This is a genomic window from Sphingomonas crocodyli, from assembly GCF_004005865.1.
In the GTDB taxonomy this organism is placed as follows: Bacteria; Pseudomonadota; Alphaproteobacteria; order Sphingomonadales; family Sphingomonadaceae; genus Rhizorhabdus; species Rhizorhabdus crocodyli.
Genome location: NZ_SACN01000003.1, coordinates 166,032 through 183,731, shown reverse-complemented (window position 1 = coordinate 183,731; position 17,700 = coordinate 166,032). Strand labels below are relative to the sequence as shown.

Here is a 17,700-nt window from a genome sequence, read left to right as displayed (position 1 = left end):
TTGCTTATTCAACCGTTGGTACGGGACCGCCGCCGCTGCCTGGGCTAGTAAATCCTCGATGGCGGCGACGGATTGCTGACCACATAGGTTTTGGTTTCGACGTCGCTCAGGCGGTCGATCCCGTGCCCGAACCGGACTTGCCGGAGTTCGTCGAGGATCGGTGCATGTTAGTCCCAACCATGGTCCGGTTTTCGGACGTGACGAAATCCTACGATCATCGTGGCTTTCGCTCAGCGCCGTGATGTCGATCACCTCGCCGCCACGGATTTCGGGATGGTTTTCGAGATTTGTGAGTGAACGCCGCGGGGCAAGGCCCGGCGTCCGCTGGTCGGAACAAGTCGATAGCGCCCCCGCCCCGCCAAGCGGGGCGCATACCACCATTGCGGTTGTAGGGATTTCAGCCGGCCATCATGCCGATATCCGCCAGATAGGTGGCGCCGTGCACCGCGCTGGCGCGATCGGACGCGACGAACAAAACGACCTCGGCAACCGCTTCGGGCTCGGCGAACGGACGCAGGGGCGTCAATCGGCCAACGAGCGCATAATCGACGTCCTGCGGGATGGCCGTGTTCGTGCCCATGTTGGTGTTGGTGGCGCCCGGCGCCACGCAATTGATGCGAACCGGCTCATGAATGAACTCGAGTGCAAGTGACTTGGTTGCGTTGACCAAAGCCGCCTTGCTGGCGCCATAGGCCGGCGTGTAGGCCTGCCCTTTAAAGGCCGCGTTGGACGCGACATTCACGACGTTGCCGTGCGACTTTAGCAGATGCGGCATGGCGGCCTGGATGATGAAGAAAGGCGCGTGGACGTTGACCTGAAAGGTCCGCTCCCAGTCCTCCGCGGTCACAGCAGCCAGGCGCGAGAACGAGATATAGCCGGCATTATTGACCACGATGTCGAGCCGGCCAAAGGCCGAGACTGCCGCATCAACAATGGCTACGCAGCCATCCTTTTTGGTCAGATCGCTGACCAAGATCTCAACCGTTCCGCCAGCTTCGCGAATGAGAGCGGCGGTCTCCTCCAGCAAATCCGCTTTCACGTCTGCTATCAACACCCTGGCCCCGCCCTGTGCCAGGCCAGTCGCAATGGCGCGTCCGAGCTTGCCACCGGCGCCGGTCACAATGGCGACCTTGTTCTCAAAATCCATAGTCTTCCCCACCCCGATATCATTGCAGCGCTCACGTCGCTGCGTGCTTTCAAGACAGTGCAAAGGTGTGACGCCTTGTCGCAAGCTTGCCGCCCAGGGACGAGGTGTCAACGGTGAGATTAGGCTTAGCCACAATCTCCTCTCGCCATGCATCATCATCTGCGACTGGCGCATAGGTGTCGCTATCGCCCAACCGCGACGCGCGCGATCAGGAGCGTCACTAACCCACGCTGTCCTCGGCGCCGCGCCGCGTCAGCCGAACGCGAGGGGCTGGATGAGGAGCCAGGATACGGTGAATATCGCCAAAACGAGGAACGGCGCGGGATGTGCTGTCCACACCCCGAGCCTGGTGATGAAATGGCGCATTCTGTCGACGACCCATCCCCGTCCAACGTGCGCTTTCACGGTGGGCTCCGGCGGAATCGTCCCAAAAAAAGATTCTAATCCGTTAATCTAACAAGTGATTGGATTCACACAGAGCTGTAGCTAGCGTAACGGCATCGATGTCCGCTCCCGTCAGCGCGGCGACATCGTCGATCATGGGATCGTCCATCTTTCTCGATGCTTCGGACCCGTTCTCTTTCAATGTGGACTTTGCTGCGCAGGGTGCCAATTCAAGTGGAGCTGAGGGCGAGGCCACGTTCAATTTTCTGGGGGCCAGCTCGAACAACAAGGTCTTTAGCTTCAGCTATAACATCGCAAACACCTCCACCGGTGCTAGCGCCAACTCGCGCCTCGGAGCTTTCGGCTTCAACACGAGCGTTGATAACTACACGCTTGCGACCACAGGGACGGCCTTTTCTGGAATGAAGAACGGCGGTAACTTCAACGGTCTCGGGGTCCACGATCTCTGCTTCTACGCCGGTCCCAACTGTAACGGTGGTGGAAACAACGGGATCAATGTTGCCTTGGGCGAAGTGAATGGCGGCTTCACGCTCACTTTCGCGTCCTCTCAGTCATCCTTGACACTCACGGACTTCGTAGCCCGGTGGCAGGCGGCGCAGAATAATGGCTCGACGTCGGGGTTTGGTGTCCCCAAAGCTATTCCGGAGGCTTCGACTTGGGCCATGCTGATGATTGGGTTCGGTGGCATTGGACTAACCGTCCGCAGTCGTCGTAGGCAGCCTCAGGTCGCGTTGGCCTAATCCACCACTCAGTCTACTGCTCGGCCCCAGAGACCTGCGTGTGTCTAGGGCCATTCCCATAGGCTGCTGGGTACGCCTCAGTTATAAACAGTAGGCGTCCATTTCGCCGTTGCTTGAGGTTGTTAAAGGTCAATCAGCCCCGCTGGGGGACTGCGGCATCAACCCGCTGTCACAACTTCTGGCGAATGTGTGAGATGAGCCTTCAAGTGAGCCGAAACATCCCTGTCGGCGTCAGCGCGATCTGAGCGGTTCGGACCAACCCAGCCGCCTGTCACGCCATCGCTGGGGCAGTCTTGGCAAGCTGCATAGGAGACGGTTGTCGGAGTGCCTGCATCTGATCCCCCGCCTCGCTGGGGGGGGCAAGGTCGTTGCGAGGCTAGACAAATAACCCCTATCTATCGGCACCCGCCGATTTAAGGATTCGATGGCCCTCTCACCGCCTCGTCATTTGAGAATAGCCGCCTCGTTAGCACACGGGCGAAAATGGGGGGGCAGGGCCGGGGGTGTATAATGCGTGCAGACCCCTGTCCTCGTGGGCGGCCACCATAAAAACCGATACCGCCGCGACCGCCTTTAAGGGCTTGGTCATTCAATAGCATTAGATAGGTCTCGCCCGGGTCAGCGGGCGTGTGCCGCTTAAAGGTGACCTGTCTAACTCAAGTAGGCAGGTCACTTGCGGAACACGCGCGCACACCTGCGGATTGAAGACAGGCATCCATTGCCCCGGGTTACCTAAAACTCGTCGGATCATGACACCCGGTGGCCACTATTATTCTCCGTCCCTACTGCGCAGCGGCCGAGAATTAAATGGCTCGCTTATATGCCGTTGGAGGCGGATATCCTGAGCTTTGGTTAGCGTGGCATGTGCTTTGGTGAGTGATGGCTATGCTCGCTGGACGCCAAATCCGCCACAAGGGCGGTGGGGATCGGGCCGATAGGACAAGCGTTGATCGCGTGCGCGCAGTGGCGAGGCTGCCGAAATTATCTGCGGGTCTATGGAAAACTTGTTAGGCAACGAGCTCAAAGCGGCATGCGCTCGCGCGCTAATTAATTGACTTCGTGCTCGGCCACGGCGCTCGCCACATCACTGGCGGCTGATTCGACATCGATTGCGGCTTTATCAATGTCATTCGCTACGTCCTGAACGGTCTCGCGCGCGAGCCTATCAACCTGCGATCGCATAACCTCCGCGGCAGTCGTCATCTCAATGGCTTCCAATCGCGCATCCTCAAGTTTCTCTTGGAGGGCCGCGGTCTGCGCACGGCTTTCGCCCAGCGAGGCTTCGAGGTCTCGTTCTCGTGCACTGGGCCCACAACCAGTCACGGTGAAGACCGCTAAGTACCATAAAAGATGACGCATGACGGCCTCGCACTCTGATATAGCGCGATCATATGCCGACGCTGGCAAAGCGCAATTCTGTAAAAGACGTGCGTGAGCGAAAGAGGAGCGACCGGGCGATACTTCCCCGATGACGATGGGTGACCTGGCAGACGTTTAGCAAGATGCTACAAATCTGTCAGACAAATTTTTCGCCGACCAGTTTATTATGGCGTCAAACGCCGACGGCCCTCGGAAAGATGCCAACGGCTTGGCAGAAAGGCGCGCTCGCCATCTCGCAATCTGATAGCCTCGACGATATCCACACGTTCCATAATCATCGCCTGCCACGCTTCTGGCGATCGTGAGCGCGAGATATCGACACCGGCCCGCATCACTCGGCCAATATCGATACTCAAGAAATGTCGAAGGACAGAACAAGAGCCTTGTTGCCGGTGGCGACATGATCGCCTTGTGCAAAGCCATATCCTCTCGACCTGCCGCATCACGCGACAGGATAGCGTTTCGGAGAGCGTCGAGGCATTTTATAATCGCCGACATCTCGGCAGAACCGAACCTCAACGCAGCTAGCCGTGCGGCCTCGGCGTCCGGAATGAGCCGGACTTCGTAGGTCCCAGCGGCGCGGGCAATTGATCGAACGGCACATGGCGCCAGCAGAGCCGATGGGACTCGCGTGAGGAAGGATCCGACTCTCCGACGTGATGCGAGCAGGCCGTCAGGCTGAAGGCACGAGGGCCTCGCGCACGACGGTGCGGGACACATCGAGCGTCTGGGCAAGGGGCTTTTGCGGCTACGGATACTGGGGCATCAACCGGCCCGGCAAAACCAAGATTACCCGGGACGAGGTAAATCGCGCCGAGGAAGTTGGTTGCGAGCTTGTCGTAGCCTGTGGCGATGCGGCTGAAGTCCTTGAGGCGGCAGACCTGCGCTCGACAGCGTTGCGCCCCTTGTAGAGCGAGCGCGAGAAGCAGCTTTTCCAGCGGCGGTTGACCTTGGAGGGGATGTCGGGGACAGCGCCCTGACGCTCGATTAGGATCGCATTGCTGTCATAGGCTTTGTCGCCCAGCGCGATGGTGCGCGGCGCGAGATCATCGAGCAGCACATCGGCCGCGTGGCAGCCAGCGACCTCACCACCGGTCATCAGGAAGCGGATCGGCCGACCTTGGCGATCGGTAAGCGCGTGGAGTTTGCTGTTGCGGCCGCCGCGGCTGATGCCGATCGTCTGGAGGAGCGCCCCCCTCTCCACCACCTTCCGAGCGATGCGCCTTCATATGCGTGCTGTTGATCAGGACCTCGGCGGGCGGCCCACCGGCTTCAGCCAGGATGACGAACAGATCCTGCCACACGCCCTTCGCCGTCCCGACGGACGAGCTTAGGTGGTCGATTACGTTATCGATAGCACGGTATGTCGCGACCAAGACCACTGTGCGGCGACCTCGTGATCTTTCAGATTGCCGCCATGTTGGGCCCGGTGGTCCAGATGTCATGCACCATGCCCAATTGTTGCGAGGTCACCAGACGATGGCGCGGAGCCGTTCGAAGGAGATGTCGCCGCTAAGAGCATCCGAGAATGTGAACCGCAAACCAATGAAGAAACCTTCCACGAGCCGCTTTCGTTCGGAGGACTTGCGAGAAGGCCAGCTCGCGTTCGCAATACCGTCTTCACAGCGCATGCGGTCGAGGCGGACACACAATGCGCGACAAACGTTGAACGGTGACGATGTCGAGCTGAGCGCGAGGCCTTGAATGTGGAAACCAACTGCTGCTTACTATTTTAAGCGCGCATCGAGATCTCGCGATCTGGCTCGAGCAGCACCCTCGTGGCTAAAGCCGCGTATCATCGCTGAGGCAGAGCGATTTGAAAGAAAGGCGATCGAGGCAGCCGCGCGCGAGCGGATCGAACCGATCGATCAAGGTCAAAAAATGCGTGGGGCGTAAGAGACTTACCCGGGTCCATTTGACTGCGCATCATCGGAGCGCATGCACCGCCAAGTTCTTATGTAAACGCAACATCGATATTCCGACATTCACGGCTCCCTACATTCACGGCTCGAGACGGCATCACGCAGACGCCGATCTCGCGCGTAAGCATCAAGAAGGCGAATATCAAAAAATGGCCCGCCGAAGGTCTTCGACGGGCCGCAAGTTGGGAAACCCCCTAAGGGACAACGATAGAAAAGCCTATTGCGTCCAAATAGGCAATCTCTTTAACCAATTTCACGGCGTGCATAACACGAGACAGACCCATCGATAGACGTGCCGACGGGTCCAGTTTGCTTTCAGAGCCGACATAGATGATCGAGCGATCAAGCGACCTGTTATAGGGGCAGACAGGCCAATCACTCCGTCAGCTGTCGGAGTGCCCCTCTATCGAAATACAAGTCACCAATTTATTAAATGATATGCAATGGCTTATTGTCGGCACAAATATCTCATATTTTCAAATCGCTGCCTCCAGAGCGCTCACCCGTTCCAAGCAATCGAGCCGAAAAGATTGTTGCAACTTAATCCTTATGGAGAGCAGGCGGCCTTTGCGGCGCTTGCTTTTCCGGCCTTGGTCTCCACGAGAATCTCGGGATTGTCGTTGGATGCGGCGACCTTGTGGCCTTGCATTGGGGGTCGGTGTGCGCAGTTTCTCTACCACTTTACCGTGAGCTTCACGGCGCCTTTCGCAGGTTGTCGGCCATCGGACATCTCGCTGAGACGTTAATTCAAGCTCTGCACGTGCGATATCGTACCTGTCGAGGCGTGACCGCCGCGGGTCTATTCTCGTTCGAGCCGCCTCAGGAGGTTACCAATTCTGTCTCTTGTTCAGCACGGCGCTTGATGCGGATCGCATCGATCTGCAGACGTAATCTATCGCTACGCTGCCGTATTCGACGCTGCTCCGCTTGCAGGCGCACGAGTTCGGCCGCGGCCAGAGTTTCGCTGAACCTGTCCATAACCGCACAATGTTTTGCGAGAAAAAATGTTCCGCTTCAAAATGTGTCTGGCGGGTCGATGGTCCGGGCAACTGATTGATCAACACACTTTGTATTGAAGATCTCTAGCGCTCAAACGACATTCCGCCGCGCCGCGCCGCGCTAACACGGCTTGAGATCCTTCTGCCGCGATGGCTTGGCCGCTCAGGGTTTCGCGGTGTTAAAAAAGGAAGATCAGGCGCCGGCCTGTGTGAGTTCATCACGTGTCACGCACTAATCCAGGCAATAGCGGTCGGCTTGCTGTGTAGGATATGCCGTAAGGCTGTCTGGGGCTGCAACTGTCCGCGTCATGCGAAATTCCGAGAAGAAGTTTATATGCCTATTTATCGTCTGTTTCGCCTGAGTTCAGAGGGGCGCATTTGGGGACCTGGAGAACTGTGCGACCTCAATGACGATGCGGGCGCCATCGAAGCCGCCCGCGGACTCGGCCACACCTATGCGGTGGAGGTTTGGGATGAGGCACGCCGGGTCGAGATCGTTGCGCCGCGGCCGCGCTTTTTTGATGCGCAATGAAGCGACTGCCGCGCCGTCGCAGTCTCGCGACATGACGTTCAATGTTTGGCGTCGCACCTCGCGATATGACGCGATCGATCGGATGAACCCGACAAAAGTCTAATCTCTTCTAGTGAGCTATTTCAGATTGTGTGGAGACGTTTTTGCGTGCCGAGCGTTTGGATTATGCTGACCACCGGAACGATCTCAGTTGGTGAACATAATCCCGACGAAACCGAAAAGTCAGGTTTAGCTTGTCTCACGATGAAACGCGTTGATGAGACCATTACATCGTTTGCGCTAGGCGTTGCCTATAGCAGCTTGATCGCATGTCTAATTCGATTGCAATAACCCGCCAGCCTGCTGAAAGATATGTCGTTGGCGACCATATGCGCTTCGATGGTTGCCATTCTGGTACTCGCGTGCATGCCGTTACATGCCTTGTTCAGTGGACTGTGCTTAGCGGTCAGCACTCCGATGTGAGCGATGCCCTGCGAGCCGACGAGAGTCTGACCCCGCTCGGACGATGGATCGAAGTTGCGACCGGACCTCTGATCATCGTGGTGCTTCCCAAGGAATTACATAACACGAATTAACCATGTCTGGCTGCGGCCCGCTTGCTCTGTCGCTCCGATTGCTAGGCAGACCGTGACAAGGGCGCCTTGCTTTAAACGCCAAGTGATGCAGCCCCATCGAGACCATGATCCAATTAGTTACGTTCCATGCGTAGCGGCCGCAAGAGCCAGGGTTCTCTCGATAAACTTTGATTTATTCAATGACATATAAGCTATCGCGCACAGATATGATGAGACTGTCGAAGCCGTAACATTATCTTTACGAGAGCCAGTTAACGATAGTTTTATGGATAGCGGTATTTTCATCGTAAGAAGTTTACGGCCACGCAGCGTCAGCGGCGATTTCGTGCGTTTCAAAGCGAAGCGTCATGGTCGCCCGCTTTCCATAGAAATTAGTCTGAGCCAGTGGACAGCTCTGCGCGAGCGCTGCCCAAGCCTGCCGGCATCGCTACACACGATCGAACGCCTGGCAGCCGACGGTCATCCGCGCACCGATCCGGAGGGTGAGACAGTCCTGCGAGTGACCTTGTCCAAGGCCGAGTGAATCATCGCGGGCCGCCCGCACCGGACAATGGCGCCGCGCATAGTGCCGCTGCTCACGCCCCACTGCAGCGCCCACACTCGGAATGTGGGCGCGCTTTCCAAACATACGGTGCGTATGAGCGCGCTTTGTCACAGCTAATGTGCGCTTGTGGCGCTGAAGCGCACGATCTTGTAGCGGCCACCCGCCTTTACCTGCGCATCGCCATTGAGTGCCACGAACAGCGCCCGGCCATTGCGGTCGGCCATTTGCCGGGACAGGCTGTCATTGCTGTCATTTGCAGCCGCTCTAACTACCTTCATGACTCTTGGCCGCAAGGCTGCCGCCTCGCCATCGCTCAGTCTACGAAAAGAGCGGAACAGCTGATCGATGGTGGCACTGCTGGCCTCAGCCGGAGCCGCGATCACAAAGTGAAACGCCTGGCCACCACCGCCATTATAGACGGCGATCAGCAAGACAGCATCTCCATTCGACCCCGTCATATTAAGCCGCGTCGTCCGGGCGGAGAGGCCGTTGATCATACCATTTGTCACGCTTAGAGGCTGCTTAATATCACTGTTTATAAGCTCTCTGATCAGCTGTCGCAGGTAAGCGTCAAGATCTTCGGCCTCGAGCTTACCGCCGCCAAATTCGCCTCTGATGTCCCCCGTCCCGGTGATACCAATCGCTTGGGGACTGTTGGTAAGGGTGAAGCCAGCAGGCGCATCGAACGCGATCCGCATGATTGGGTGGGCAAATCGACGGCCGATGACGAAGCCTTGTTGAGGATCGTCTCCGAACAGCAAGCCATCTACATTGTTTAAATAGACATCTTCTCGTTCGGGTCGCACATGTTCGGCGACGCCGGTGGCATGGGCTGTTTGAATTGCGCGTTTTATCCGGTTGACAGGCAACGGGTGGCTACTGGCCCATTCGGGCAAGCTGTGCGCATCATTGTCGCCATTAGTTGCCTTTATGAAACGCTCCTGCCGACCCAAGGCATGGAGCATGTCGGCGGCTGCGAACGGATCATAGCCAGCCTTCGAGACATATTGGATGCCGAGAACGTCAGCTTCATATTCTTCTTCGCGTGAGTAGCGCAGGCCGAAGAGCGAGACGGCCCGCCCCGCAATCCGTGTCAGCCGGTCCGATCCGGTCAAGCTGACTGCGAAAATCCCAAGCAGGCTCCACAATGATCGTTCGCGCTGTCGCGCGCTATGCCGAGCCACGATATGGCCGACCTCATGACCAAGAACCGAGGCAAGCTCATCCTCGCTTGCCACGACCGCGAGCAGCCCTCGCGTCACGTAGATGAAGCATCCGGGTACCGCGAAGGCGTTCACAACATCGCTGTTGACCAGCGTGAAGTTACATTGCCCGCGCAGACCCGCCGCGCTGGCGATCTGAGCGCCGATGGACCGGACATAATTATCTGCGTCTCCGCGATATTCCCCCCCCATCGTCGCAAGGATTTGCGCATGTTGCTGCTGACCTGCGACGCGTTCCTCCTTCGTAACCCCCGGTAGATCAAGTTCTTGAGACGAGTGGTCACAGCCTGACAGGAGAAGACATGCAGCTGCCACGATGGCAGGCATTGGTATGCGAGATTTACGGTCCATCATCATCGAAATGCACGAAGGGCTGTTGAGTGCCGACAGACGCGATCAAAAGAAGATCGATCCGAAACCAGATTCAGCATCCGCAGGGGATGTTGCGATGAGCGTGGGGGTGCGCCAGCAGGTCGAACTCCAATTAAGTCATCCACAGCCGAACCACTCCCAGTCTGAGCGTCCGTTTGATTTAGCCGGCGTCACTCAATGGAGTGATATAGATCGACTGCGAAAGGGTTCCCGACACATCCGACAGGGTCGCTCGTGTTCCGGGCCCTAGGGCCGGGCGGCAGCCGACGTTGTTGTTCGGCCACGCGAGTCATTGTGCGCCTCTCCTCGATCTCGAGTAAGAGCAATGCCTTGCGGGCTTTGACATAAGCCTCACTCTCCCCGTTGATCGGCTTTCAGAGATCTGCAAGGTCGTGGGCGGACTTCAGTTCGGCGTCGAACATCGCAATCTCCTCGCACGATTAGCGCGCAGGCCCCTCAACTTATCCCCCAGCCCACCAGCGCGGTCCGTTGGTTCCTTCAAGACGCCTGTGATCATGCGCCGCGATCCAATTATTTGGACACTACCTATTGTCGCCAGCGATATATGCTGTTCCACCGCAATGCCCCTATCAGATGTTTATGCAAATCGCCTGTCATGCGAGTGGCCGCACTCCATCGAACCGGCATTTCAGCGCTGTGCGGGGCTGGCCAGTCGGCGTCCTGGCCGCGAAGAACTTTGAGCGTTTACAATGGCATTTAGCGACGGGAAGCGCATAATCGCGGTTAAGTCGCACCCGTTTCAATTGTGATTGGGGTCGAGCGGTCATAACAATCTCATATGTGGCCTTTCACACGATCCAAGCTCAACGTGTCGGAGGCGCTCGACCAGGCGGCTTCACTCGCCGCGACCCATTGGGTCGCTTTTGTCGAGGAGTCCGGCGTTGCTGCCAATCTCAATCTTCGAGATCGCGTCACGATATTTGCGCGGCAATTCCATCCCGAGATGCTGCGGCGGCTTCCAGTGCTTTGGAATGCGCCTGATGAGGTGGCGCTGCTGGCGATCGTTGAAGGGATCGAGCGTTCAGGCCTAGAAACGCGCCGAATGATCGAACTCCAACTCCGCATCAAGCTGCCTTATCCGACTCCAGATTCAAGCACCTGAGCAGAGCTAGCTATATTTGAGGCCAAGCACCCGACTCGAACGCCTCGACTTCGCAACTTGGCACCGATGCTGAAGTGCGGCCTCTGGCGATAAATCAATGACGATTGCGCAGTCCATCAGCCTGGCTGATCCGAATGTTTATCTGATTGCGTAATAGCTGGCTGTTCAAGTGCTCGTCGACGAGATCATAGTCTTCTCGTTTGAGCATCGTGGCCACATCACTCCAGTCACGACACGACCCCTCGCCCGCTATCTGGAAGGCACGTTCTAACAAAGGGAGCCGCCGCATCATCCTGTAAGGAAAATTGAAAATCTCATCGTTCGTCAAGAGCATGATACGAGACTCCCGGTTGCGTTTGCAAAAAAATGTTCTGACCTTCTTTCGCTTGAATACTGCGAAGCTCGCTGACGCATGACTTAGCGAGGGCACGGATAGGTATATTTTTGCTGATGATCGCGGGGATGATGAGACTTATCAACACAGCTGGTCAGCACGGGACGCCCGGCTCGACCTCGGCACGCTGAGAGCACACATTTCCGATGTTTGGGAGCAAGGCCAGATATGGTGATATCGATATCCAACAGGACCGGGCCGCTCGATAGAGCATAGTTCCTGCCAAGAGTGGATTGTTTCGCCTGTTTGCCGCCCAGCTGTTGACTATCTCTATCTCTTCTGTCGTGTACAGACATTTCCGGCTTCGATAATGGGCGCTCCTCCTCCTACGATCCGCTGACAAAATGAACCAGAGCAGAAAGTGGTAGCTCGCGCCCGGCCATCCAGACAGCGCGTTAACCTTATTCTTCAGACCATCGTCCACCTTGCCCCTAGCGATTTTCTCACGGCAATCAGGGGCATGTTCAGGCCAACGGAAGAATATTACCGTAAGCGCGCTGCGCGATCGCGCGCACTGGCGAATATTTTACCATCGTGGATGATGCCGCACCTAATCGCCGAAGCCGACGCGTTCGAGCGCAAAGCGGACCTGTGTGCTGCCCGTGCGTCGGGCCTCGCCACTCATGATCAATCGCGACGACGCTCGCCTCCGCGCGTGGCGGGATCGAGGCGCTCAAAGCCCGAGCAGTGAGGTTTGCTCGAGACGAAAATACGACGGAGCGAACGTTTAGACAGCAGCGACACACAGCACGCACGTGCCAGCGTCTGTGCAGACATCTCAATCACCGCGCTTGGCGTCGTCGCGGAAATGAGCCGCGACACGATCCTTGGCGAAAGCGTTGTCTTTGCGGCGCATTACCGTGCTTTACCCCCTAGCCATATAAGCCCGGGAGCGCACAGAAGCGTAAGACCGCCCCACACCTTAGCGATAGATACGCTGTCGAAGTTTGCGGCGCTCAACGAGATTTCGCACACTATCGCGACGATCATCGCGCCAAGAACAAGGACGGTGACGCCTCGGCCAAGATTGAAGCCCTCCATCACAACCTTGCCTTCCTCGAATCGACCCGCCTGACCCGCGCTCTAATCTATTATGCCGCTCGCGATGAAACTTTGATGCAGGTTCTGGCGGCATGATCGATCGTAAGACGCGCCGTAGATGCAATATGGTTACGCCATGGGTTTTAGGCGGTGCGCCGGAACGATCCACTAGAAGCCGGCTCCGCGAGGCGGCCAATCTTCTCGCGGTTAACGCGCTTGAAACGGTCCGCGAGCGGCTCGACCAGTTTTCTCGCCTATCCCCGTTACCTTCGTAGTGCTTGGGCGTCGCACCGGAGTTTCCTGACCTTGGCCGGTGATCTGGAACTCCTGATCGAGTGCAACATCCGGGACGATCTGGCGCTTGCCCGAGACGAGGTCGATGTCGGCGGCCCTTATCCGCTTTGCCCAAGCGTGGGGGCTGGCTCGCGAAGTAGAGGAATAGGCGCTTTGACTTCAGGCTGCGGCATGCGGCCAGCAGCGTGTCCATAAGCTTTGGCTTGAGGGTCGTCAGGCGTTCGAACAGTTCGGCGCCGTGCTGGAAACTCACGATCTTTAATATCTCTTCCAGCGTTTCGAGGATGGCTCTCTCCATCCCGGAAAATCTTGAGGTACTGGGGAAGCGGGGTGCGCCAGTCGCCCGCTCCATCAGCAGGGCCGAGCGTCCTATTTATCAGGTCGAGTGCCCGGGTCTGCAGGCCAAGGTCGGGATCGGGATCGCCGAACAAATTGCGCGAAGCGATGTCGATGTCCGCGTCAAGGCTGAGGCGACGGAGATAGGAGCGTACCGGGGGTGCGTCGCTGTAGAGCCAGTGCGCCTGCGTTCAAAAAGCTGCTGAAAATTCTCGGCGTCACGTTTTTGCTGGCGGCAATACCACTGTTTGCAGCCTTGGCAGACCTTCAACCGCCTTGGCCGCTAGCAGTCGCCTATATTCGTCTGGCCTGATTTTGTTGGCGGCGCTCGCTGCCTGGGAGTGGAACCAGGCCGGTGTGGTGCGACGCCGCCGCACCTGGATTATCGTTGCGGCCATTCTCACGCTTGCAGGATTGTTCGCATATCTTGTCCTCTACTCGCTCTTCATCGAGCCAATCCGCGGAACAAATACTCGGGAGACAAAGGGGTTCACCTGCACGGCCCAGGCACGCGAGCTATATTGGGATCAGTGCCCTGACCTGCCCCGCGACGCGCTACGTGACGCGGAGGTGTCGTGGACGCGCTCGTCAATTACGATCGTTCGGCTGGCGATGACCGCTGCCTGGATGATATTTACTGCTGCGCTGATTTGCGCTGTCACCGCCGTCGTCATGGGCGATCGAGCGAAGCGATCAGTGAAACGGCGCATAACCAAAATGTAGAAACTCATAGCTCCTCACAGGGACAAAAGCCCGGACATCGCGCTCGATTGGGCGATCGCCATCTTCCACACTGTGAACGGATATCATCCAGCGAGGGGTGACGCCTTTTCCCGCCCGCTGGCGGTTTTCCAAACAGCCTCTAGTAAAAAAAAAGCGCTTTGAGATGCTGCCGGCGCCACTGTCCAGTGACCCGCAGGCCGAACCGCAACCATTCGATCCTCGGCCGGTTGTATGTTCTTAGGCACTCTCAAGCGGATTGCAGCAATGAAACGCGACAACTCTGCCCTGATCGTCGAGGACAGTCCGATCCTGGGTCCCATGATCGCCGACATGCTTGAGATCCTCGGTCATGACACCACGATCGTCGAAGGTGAGCAAGAAGCCATCGCCAACATTCGGGACAGAGAGTTTTCATTGCTGATTTGCGATATAAAGCTCGGCGAGGGGGGCAGCGGGTTGGCGGTTGCCGCCGAGGCGCGGAAACGTCAGCCTGAGGCACGAGTGATCGTTGTATCGGGCAACGACGAACCACCCGATCTTCCGGGTGGCGTCTCCTATCTTGCGAAGCCATTCACCTTGAAGCAGCTCGGTTTAGTTGTAGGGATGGGCTGAGCAAAGTCGGCTTGCGGCCACTTTGCCAATCGCTATTGCGGGAAACAGGCCTGCATAATAGCGCCAGCTAGCCCAAAGAATATGCTCATCTATGGGAATCGCGATTATATGGCGTATACGCGAAAGCCGAGACGGATGCGCACAGCATCCCAGCAGCCACGAAGCCGCGAATTACGATTTCCATTTAATTGCGCCTTCTAGCCGCGGCCCCCAACCGCGATGACGGCATAAGCATCGACCCGAAAGTCGTGGTCGAGCTAGAGTCGGGACTCATAACCACCATGTGACAGCGGCGACGAGGTAGATCGCGCCGAGGAAGTTGGTGGCGAGCTTGTCGTAGCGGGTGGCGATGCGGCGGTAATCCTTGAGACGGCAGAACATGTGCTCGACGGCGTTCCGGCCCTTGTAGAGCACGTGCGAGAAGCAGCTCTTCCAGCGCCTGTTGGCCTTGGACGGGATGTTGGGGACGGCCCCTTGCCGCTCGATCAGGTCGCGGATCGCGTTGCTGTCATAGGCCTTGTCGGCAAGCACGATGGTGCTTGGCGCCAAATTGTCGAGCAGGACGTCGGCCGCGCGGCAGTCGGCTATCTGGCCGCCGGTCAGCAGGAAGCGGAGCGGTCGGCCTTCGCTGTCGGTCAGCGCGTGGAGTTTGCTGTTGCGGCCGCTCCGGCTGATCCCGATCGCCTGGAGGAGCGCCCCCCTTTTCCGCCGCCCGCCGAGCGGTGCGCCTTCATGTGCATGCTGTCGATCATGACCTCGGCAGGCGGTCCGCCCGCCGCCGCCAGCGTGATGAACATCTCCTGCCATACGCCCTTCGCTGCCCACCGCGCGAACCGATATTAGAGCGTTTTGCGCGGCCCGTAACAGGCAGGCGCATCGACCCAGCGGCCTCCCGATTTCACCACATGGATGATGCCGCTGATCACCCGTCGATCATCCACCCGCGCAACCCCACGCGCCTTGTCCGGCAACAACGGCCGAAGGTGCTCGAACTGCTCCTCACTCAACCAAAACTCGCTCAAATCCAAGCTCCTGCTGTTGCCGAGCCTGAATCACGTTCGCGCCGCCAAGGGAATCCGGATTATGGGTCCTGACCCTAACATCTGATCCTAAACAGTGGCTCGCCTATTTCGGGACAACCCGGTCCTGCTTCCCCAAATCTTATCCACGAAGCCGACGACTAATGGTGAGCGGATCGATCGAGGATTGTGTCGGGACCGATTGTGGCGCTCCAACAGCATCTCCATGTAGAGCGACTTCCAACCATCATGATCAACCCAAAAATGCCCTTTGAAGCCTCCTTACTGCCTTGATCATTGACCCGCCATCGAAGTCAGACCTAGCATCTAAATATAAACGAAGGGAATCGAGATGCTGATGCGCGCGATCATCCTGTTGGTACTGCTCGCTGTCCAACCGTTATCAGCTACAGCTGCTCCTCTTCACTTCCGCGCCGGTCAGCGATGGACGGCTACGGATGCGAGGGGGCCAGCGTTTACGAACCTCACGGTGGCGTTCGGAGACGTCAATGGTGACGGCCGAGCTGACATGGTCTTGTATGCCTGGCTAAGTGGCATTGTCACGGTGGGGCTGTCGACAGGCTCCAATTTCAGCTCACCAGCGATATTTGCAGAGAACTTCCCTCGCACGTCAGGATTGGGGATCATTCAAATCGCTGACGTAAATGGCGACGGCAAGGGTGACTTGGTGTTCATGCCACACGGAGCCGATAATGTCCCGGGTGCCGCCAATGCGCAGGTGGCTTTGTCGAGCGGCACCAAGTTCACATTGTCGCCCCAACCGTGGAACAGCAGTTGGTGCGCAGAATATCAAGAGTGCTTCGCGGTCGATTTGAATAATGACAAGCGGGCCGACCTTGTAGCCTTCACGCGCCGAGCGGGACCGGTTTTCACATCGTTGTCAACCGGCGGGAGCTTTGGCGCAAACGCCATCTGGAACAACTTCTTCTGCGTGAATGTCGAGATTTGCGCGGCCGGAGATGTAGATGGCGATGGAAGAGCCGACGCGATCGCGTTCAAGCGAACCGCTCAAGGCGTAGAGCAGGGCAATGTGCTTATCTCAAAGTCTACCGGGACCGCCTTTGCCGCACCTCAGCTCGGTCACGGCTTTTTCTGCATCATATCGGAGATCTGTCTTGTCGGCGACGTTAGCGGAGATGGCAAAGCTGACATCGTCGCGGTTAAGGGCTTAGGTAGATCCGACTTAAATATGGAAGCCCTCGTCAGTCTCTCCGACGGCAACCGCTTCATAAACCCTTCCCCGATGATCTGGGGCAATATGCTTCGCATAACTAAAGACAATGCTGGCTTCTACGCCTTAGCTGACGTGAATGGTGACAAGCGTGCCGACCTGATCCAGTATGGCGTCCTGCCGAGGCCAGCGAACACGAGCGAGGCGGACAAGCTGATCGCAACCGTATTCGCGACGTCCGATCAGCCGGACACTGGCTTAGCACCTGGAACACCAGCGCCCGCGACCCCCACATATTTTGGCTGGAAGGACGTCAAGGCGTACAACTGCGCGATCAACGAAGAGCGGCTGTATTTCTGGACAATCGACGTTCAGACTGGTGAGCGCAAGTCGGTTGGCCCAGTCGACGCGCTGTACAACGAGAACGTAGCATGCCCCGACGGCCGCGACCCACCTACGACGTTAAGCCTCACCGCGGGACGGACTTACCGGATCGTGGCGGTTCTGCCGAGCGCGACGGGTTGCGAGGGCCGAAATGATCCCGACATCGTCGCGTGCGGCTATTCGACCTTGTTCGTTCTGGCGAAAGCAGATGGACCAAGCTGCCACTTCTATGTCGGTGGCGCGGCCGCTGGGTGCGCGCTGAACGCAACAACCTTCAAGCTGCGACGCCAGGCAGGCGATGCGCAATTGCCAGCACCTGCCATCCCCCAGACAGCCGACGGACTTCTCTCGGCATTGACCACTGCAAATGTCGATTATAGCCGGCCGGACGTGGCCGAGCTTAGAGGATGGTTGGGCAACCCTATGTATACGCCATATCCAGCTATCAGTCAGGCGCTGTTAGGTTTGGTGGGCGCAAAGCAGTTTTTAGCACCAGTCTACATAGATGTGATCGCGTTTAAATATGAGCCGAACCAGAACGCGACGCGCCCGCGGACTGTCGCTGAGGTCGATATCGCGCGGCTGAAGGCCGCAGTACTGGCTGCGAGCAACGAGCGTCACGGCACGCGGCAAACCGACTTCGCTCAGCTTTTGACTCCTTAAGGCCGGTCGGGCCGCCCGCGCATCGGAGCGCCACGCGCCGGGCTTGAACATGGGAGGTGTGGCGGGTCGCGCCGCCTCGTG

Annotated in this window: 11 protein-coding genes and 2 pseudogenes; 7 read left to right on the top strand and 6 right to left on the bottom strand. The window is 57.8% G+C overall.

The annotated features are described in order from the left end of the window. Positions 1-397: 397 nt before the first annotated feature. Positions 398-1,147 carry an SDR family NAD(P)-dependent oxidoreductase gene (locus EOD43_RS18445; RefSeq protein ID WP_164857330.1) on the bottom strand — a complete coding sequence of 250 codons (750 nt, stop codon included), beginning with the start codon at positions 1,145-1,147 and terminating at the stop codon, positions 398-400. A 503-nt stretch (positions 1,148-1,650) separates the two neighbouring features. Here EOD43_RS18445 and EOD43_RS18440 point away from each other — a divergent pair. Next, positions 1,651-2,292 (top strand): cistern family PEP-CTERM protein, encoded by a 642-nt coding sequence (locus tag EOD43_RS18440; protein ID WP_127745516.1) that lies wholly within the window; start codon positions 1,651-1,653, stop codon positions 2,290-2,292. A gap of 1,047 nt (positions 2,293-3,339) precedes the next feature. Here the strand turns inward: EOD43_RS18440 and EOD43_RS18435 are convergent. Both EOD43_RS18435 and EOD43_RS18430 read right to left on the bottom strand, forming a co-directional pair. Continuing rightward, complete coding sequence (locus tag EOD43_RS18435) at positions 3,340-3,651, bottom strand: hypothetical protein (RefSeq protein ID WP_127745515.1); 312 nt, start codon at positions 3,649-3,651, stop codon at positions 3,340-3,342. A gap of 821 nt (positions 3,652-4,472) precedes the next feature. Further along, positions 4,473-4,985 (bottom strand): annotated as a pseudogene (locus EOD43_RS18430) (IS5 family transposase); the annotation flags it as partial. Between the two features lie 1,941 nt (positions 4,986-6,926). On the opposite strand from EOD43_RS18430, the gene EOD43_RS18420 reads away from it, so the two are divergent. Both EOD43_RS18420 and EOD43_RS18415 read left to right on the top strand, forming a co-directional pair. Further along, complete coding sequence (locus EOD43_RS18420) at positions 6,927-7,124, top strand: hypothetical protein (RefSeq protein WP_127745513.1); 198 nt, start codon at positions 6,927-6,929, stop codon at positions 7,122-7,124. A gap of 840 nt (positions 7,125-7,964) precedes the next feature. Further along, positions 7,965-8,222, top strand: a complete 258-nt coding sequence (locus EOD43_RS18415; RefSeq protein WP_127745512.1) for a hypothetical protein — start codon at positions 7,965-7,967, stop codon at positions 8,220-8,222. 134 nt (positions 8,223-8,356) lie between these two features. Here EOD43_RS18415 and EOD43_RS18410 read toward each other — a convergent pair whose 3' ends face one another. Beyond that, positions 8,357-9,823: a M48 family metalloprotease gene (locus tag EOD43_RS18410; RefSeq protein WP_127745511.1), complete on the bottom strand. Its 1,467-nt coding sequence runs from the start codon at positions 9,821-9,823 to the stop codon at positions 8,357-8,359. A gap of 844 nt (positions 9,824-10,667) precedes the next feature. Between EOD43_RS18410 and EOD43_RS18400 the strand changes: the two genes are divergently transcribed. Beyond that, complete coding sequence (locus EOD43_RS18400; RefSeq protein ID WP_164857328.1) at positions 10,668-10,961, top strand: hypothetical protein; 294 nt, start codon at positions 10,668-10,670, stop codon at positions 10,959-10,961. Between the two features lie 1,316 nt (positions 10,962-12,277). On the opposite strand, the gene EOD43_RS24260 is transcribed toward EOD43_RS18400, so the two are convergent. After that, a complete protein-coding gene (locus EOD43_RS24260; protein ID WP_164857327.1) occupies positions 12,278-12,988 on the bottom strand; it encodes a type IV toxin-antitoxin system AbiEi family antitoxin domain-containing protein in 711 nt (236 codons plus the stop codon). Between the two features lie 356 nt (positions 12,989-13,344). Between EOD43_RS24260 and EOD43_RS18385 the strand changes: the two genes are divergently transcribed. Both EOD43_RS18385 and EOD43_RS18380 read left to right on the top strand, forming a co-directional pair. Then, positions 13,345-13,749, top strand: coding sequence for a hypothetical protein (locus EOD43_RS18385; protein WP_127745507.1), 405 nt, complete (start codon positions 13,345-13,347; stop codon positions 13,747-13,749). A 264-nt stretch (positions 13,750-14,013) separates the two neighbouring features. Beyond that, entirely contained in the window at positions 14,014-14,361 is a 348-nt protein-coding gene (locus EOD43_RS18380) for a response regulator (protein WP_164857326.1), read from the top strand. A gap of 270 nt (positions 14,362-14,631) precedes the next feature. Here the strand turns inward: EOD43_RS18380 and EOD43_RS18375 are convergent. Continuing rightward, positions 14,632-15,383 (bottom strand): annotated as a pseudogene (locus tag EOD43_RS18375) (IS5 family transposase). 355 nt (positions 15,384-15,738) lie between these two features. Here EOD43_RS18375 and EOD43_RS18370 point away from each other — a divergent pair. Beyond that, positions 15,739-17,619 (top strand): FG-GAP repeat domain-containing protein, encoded by a 1,881-nt coding sequence (locus EOD43_RS18370; protein ID WP_127745505.1) that lies wholly within the window; start codon positions 15,739-15,741, stop codon positions 17,617-17,619. The last annotated feature ends 81 nt before the right edge of the window (positions 17,620-17,700 follow it).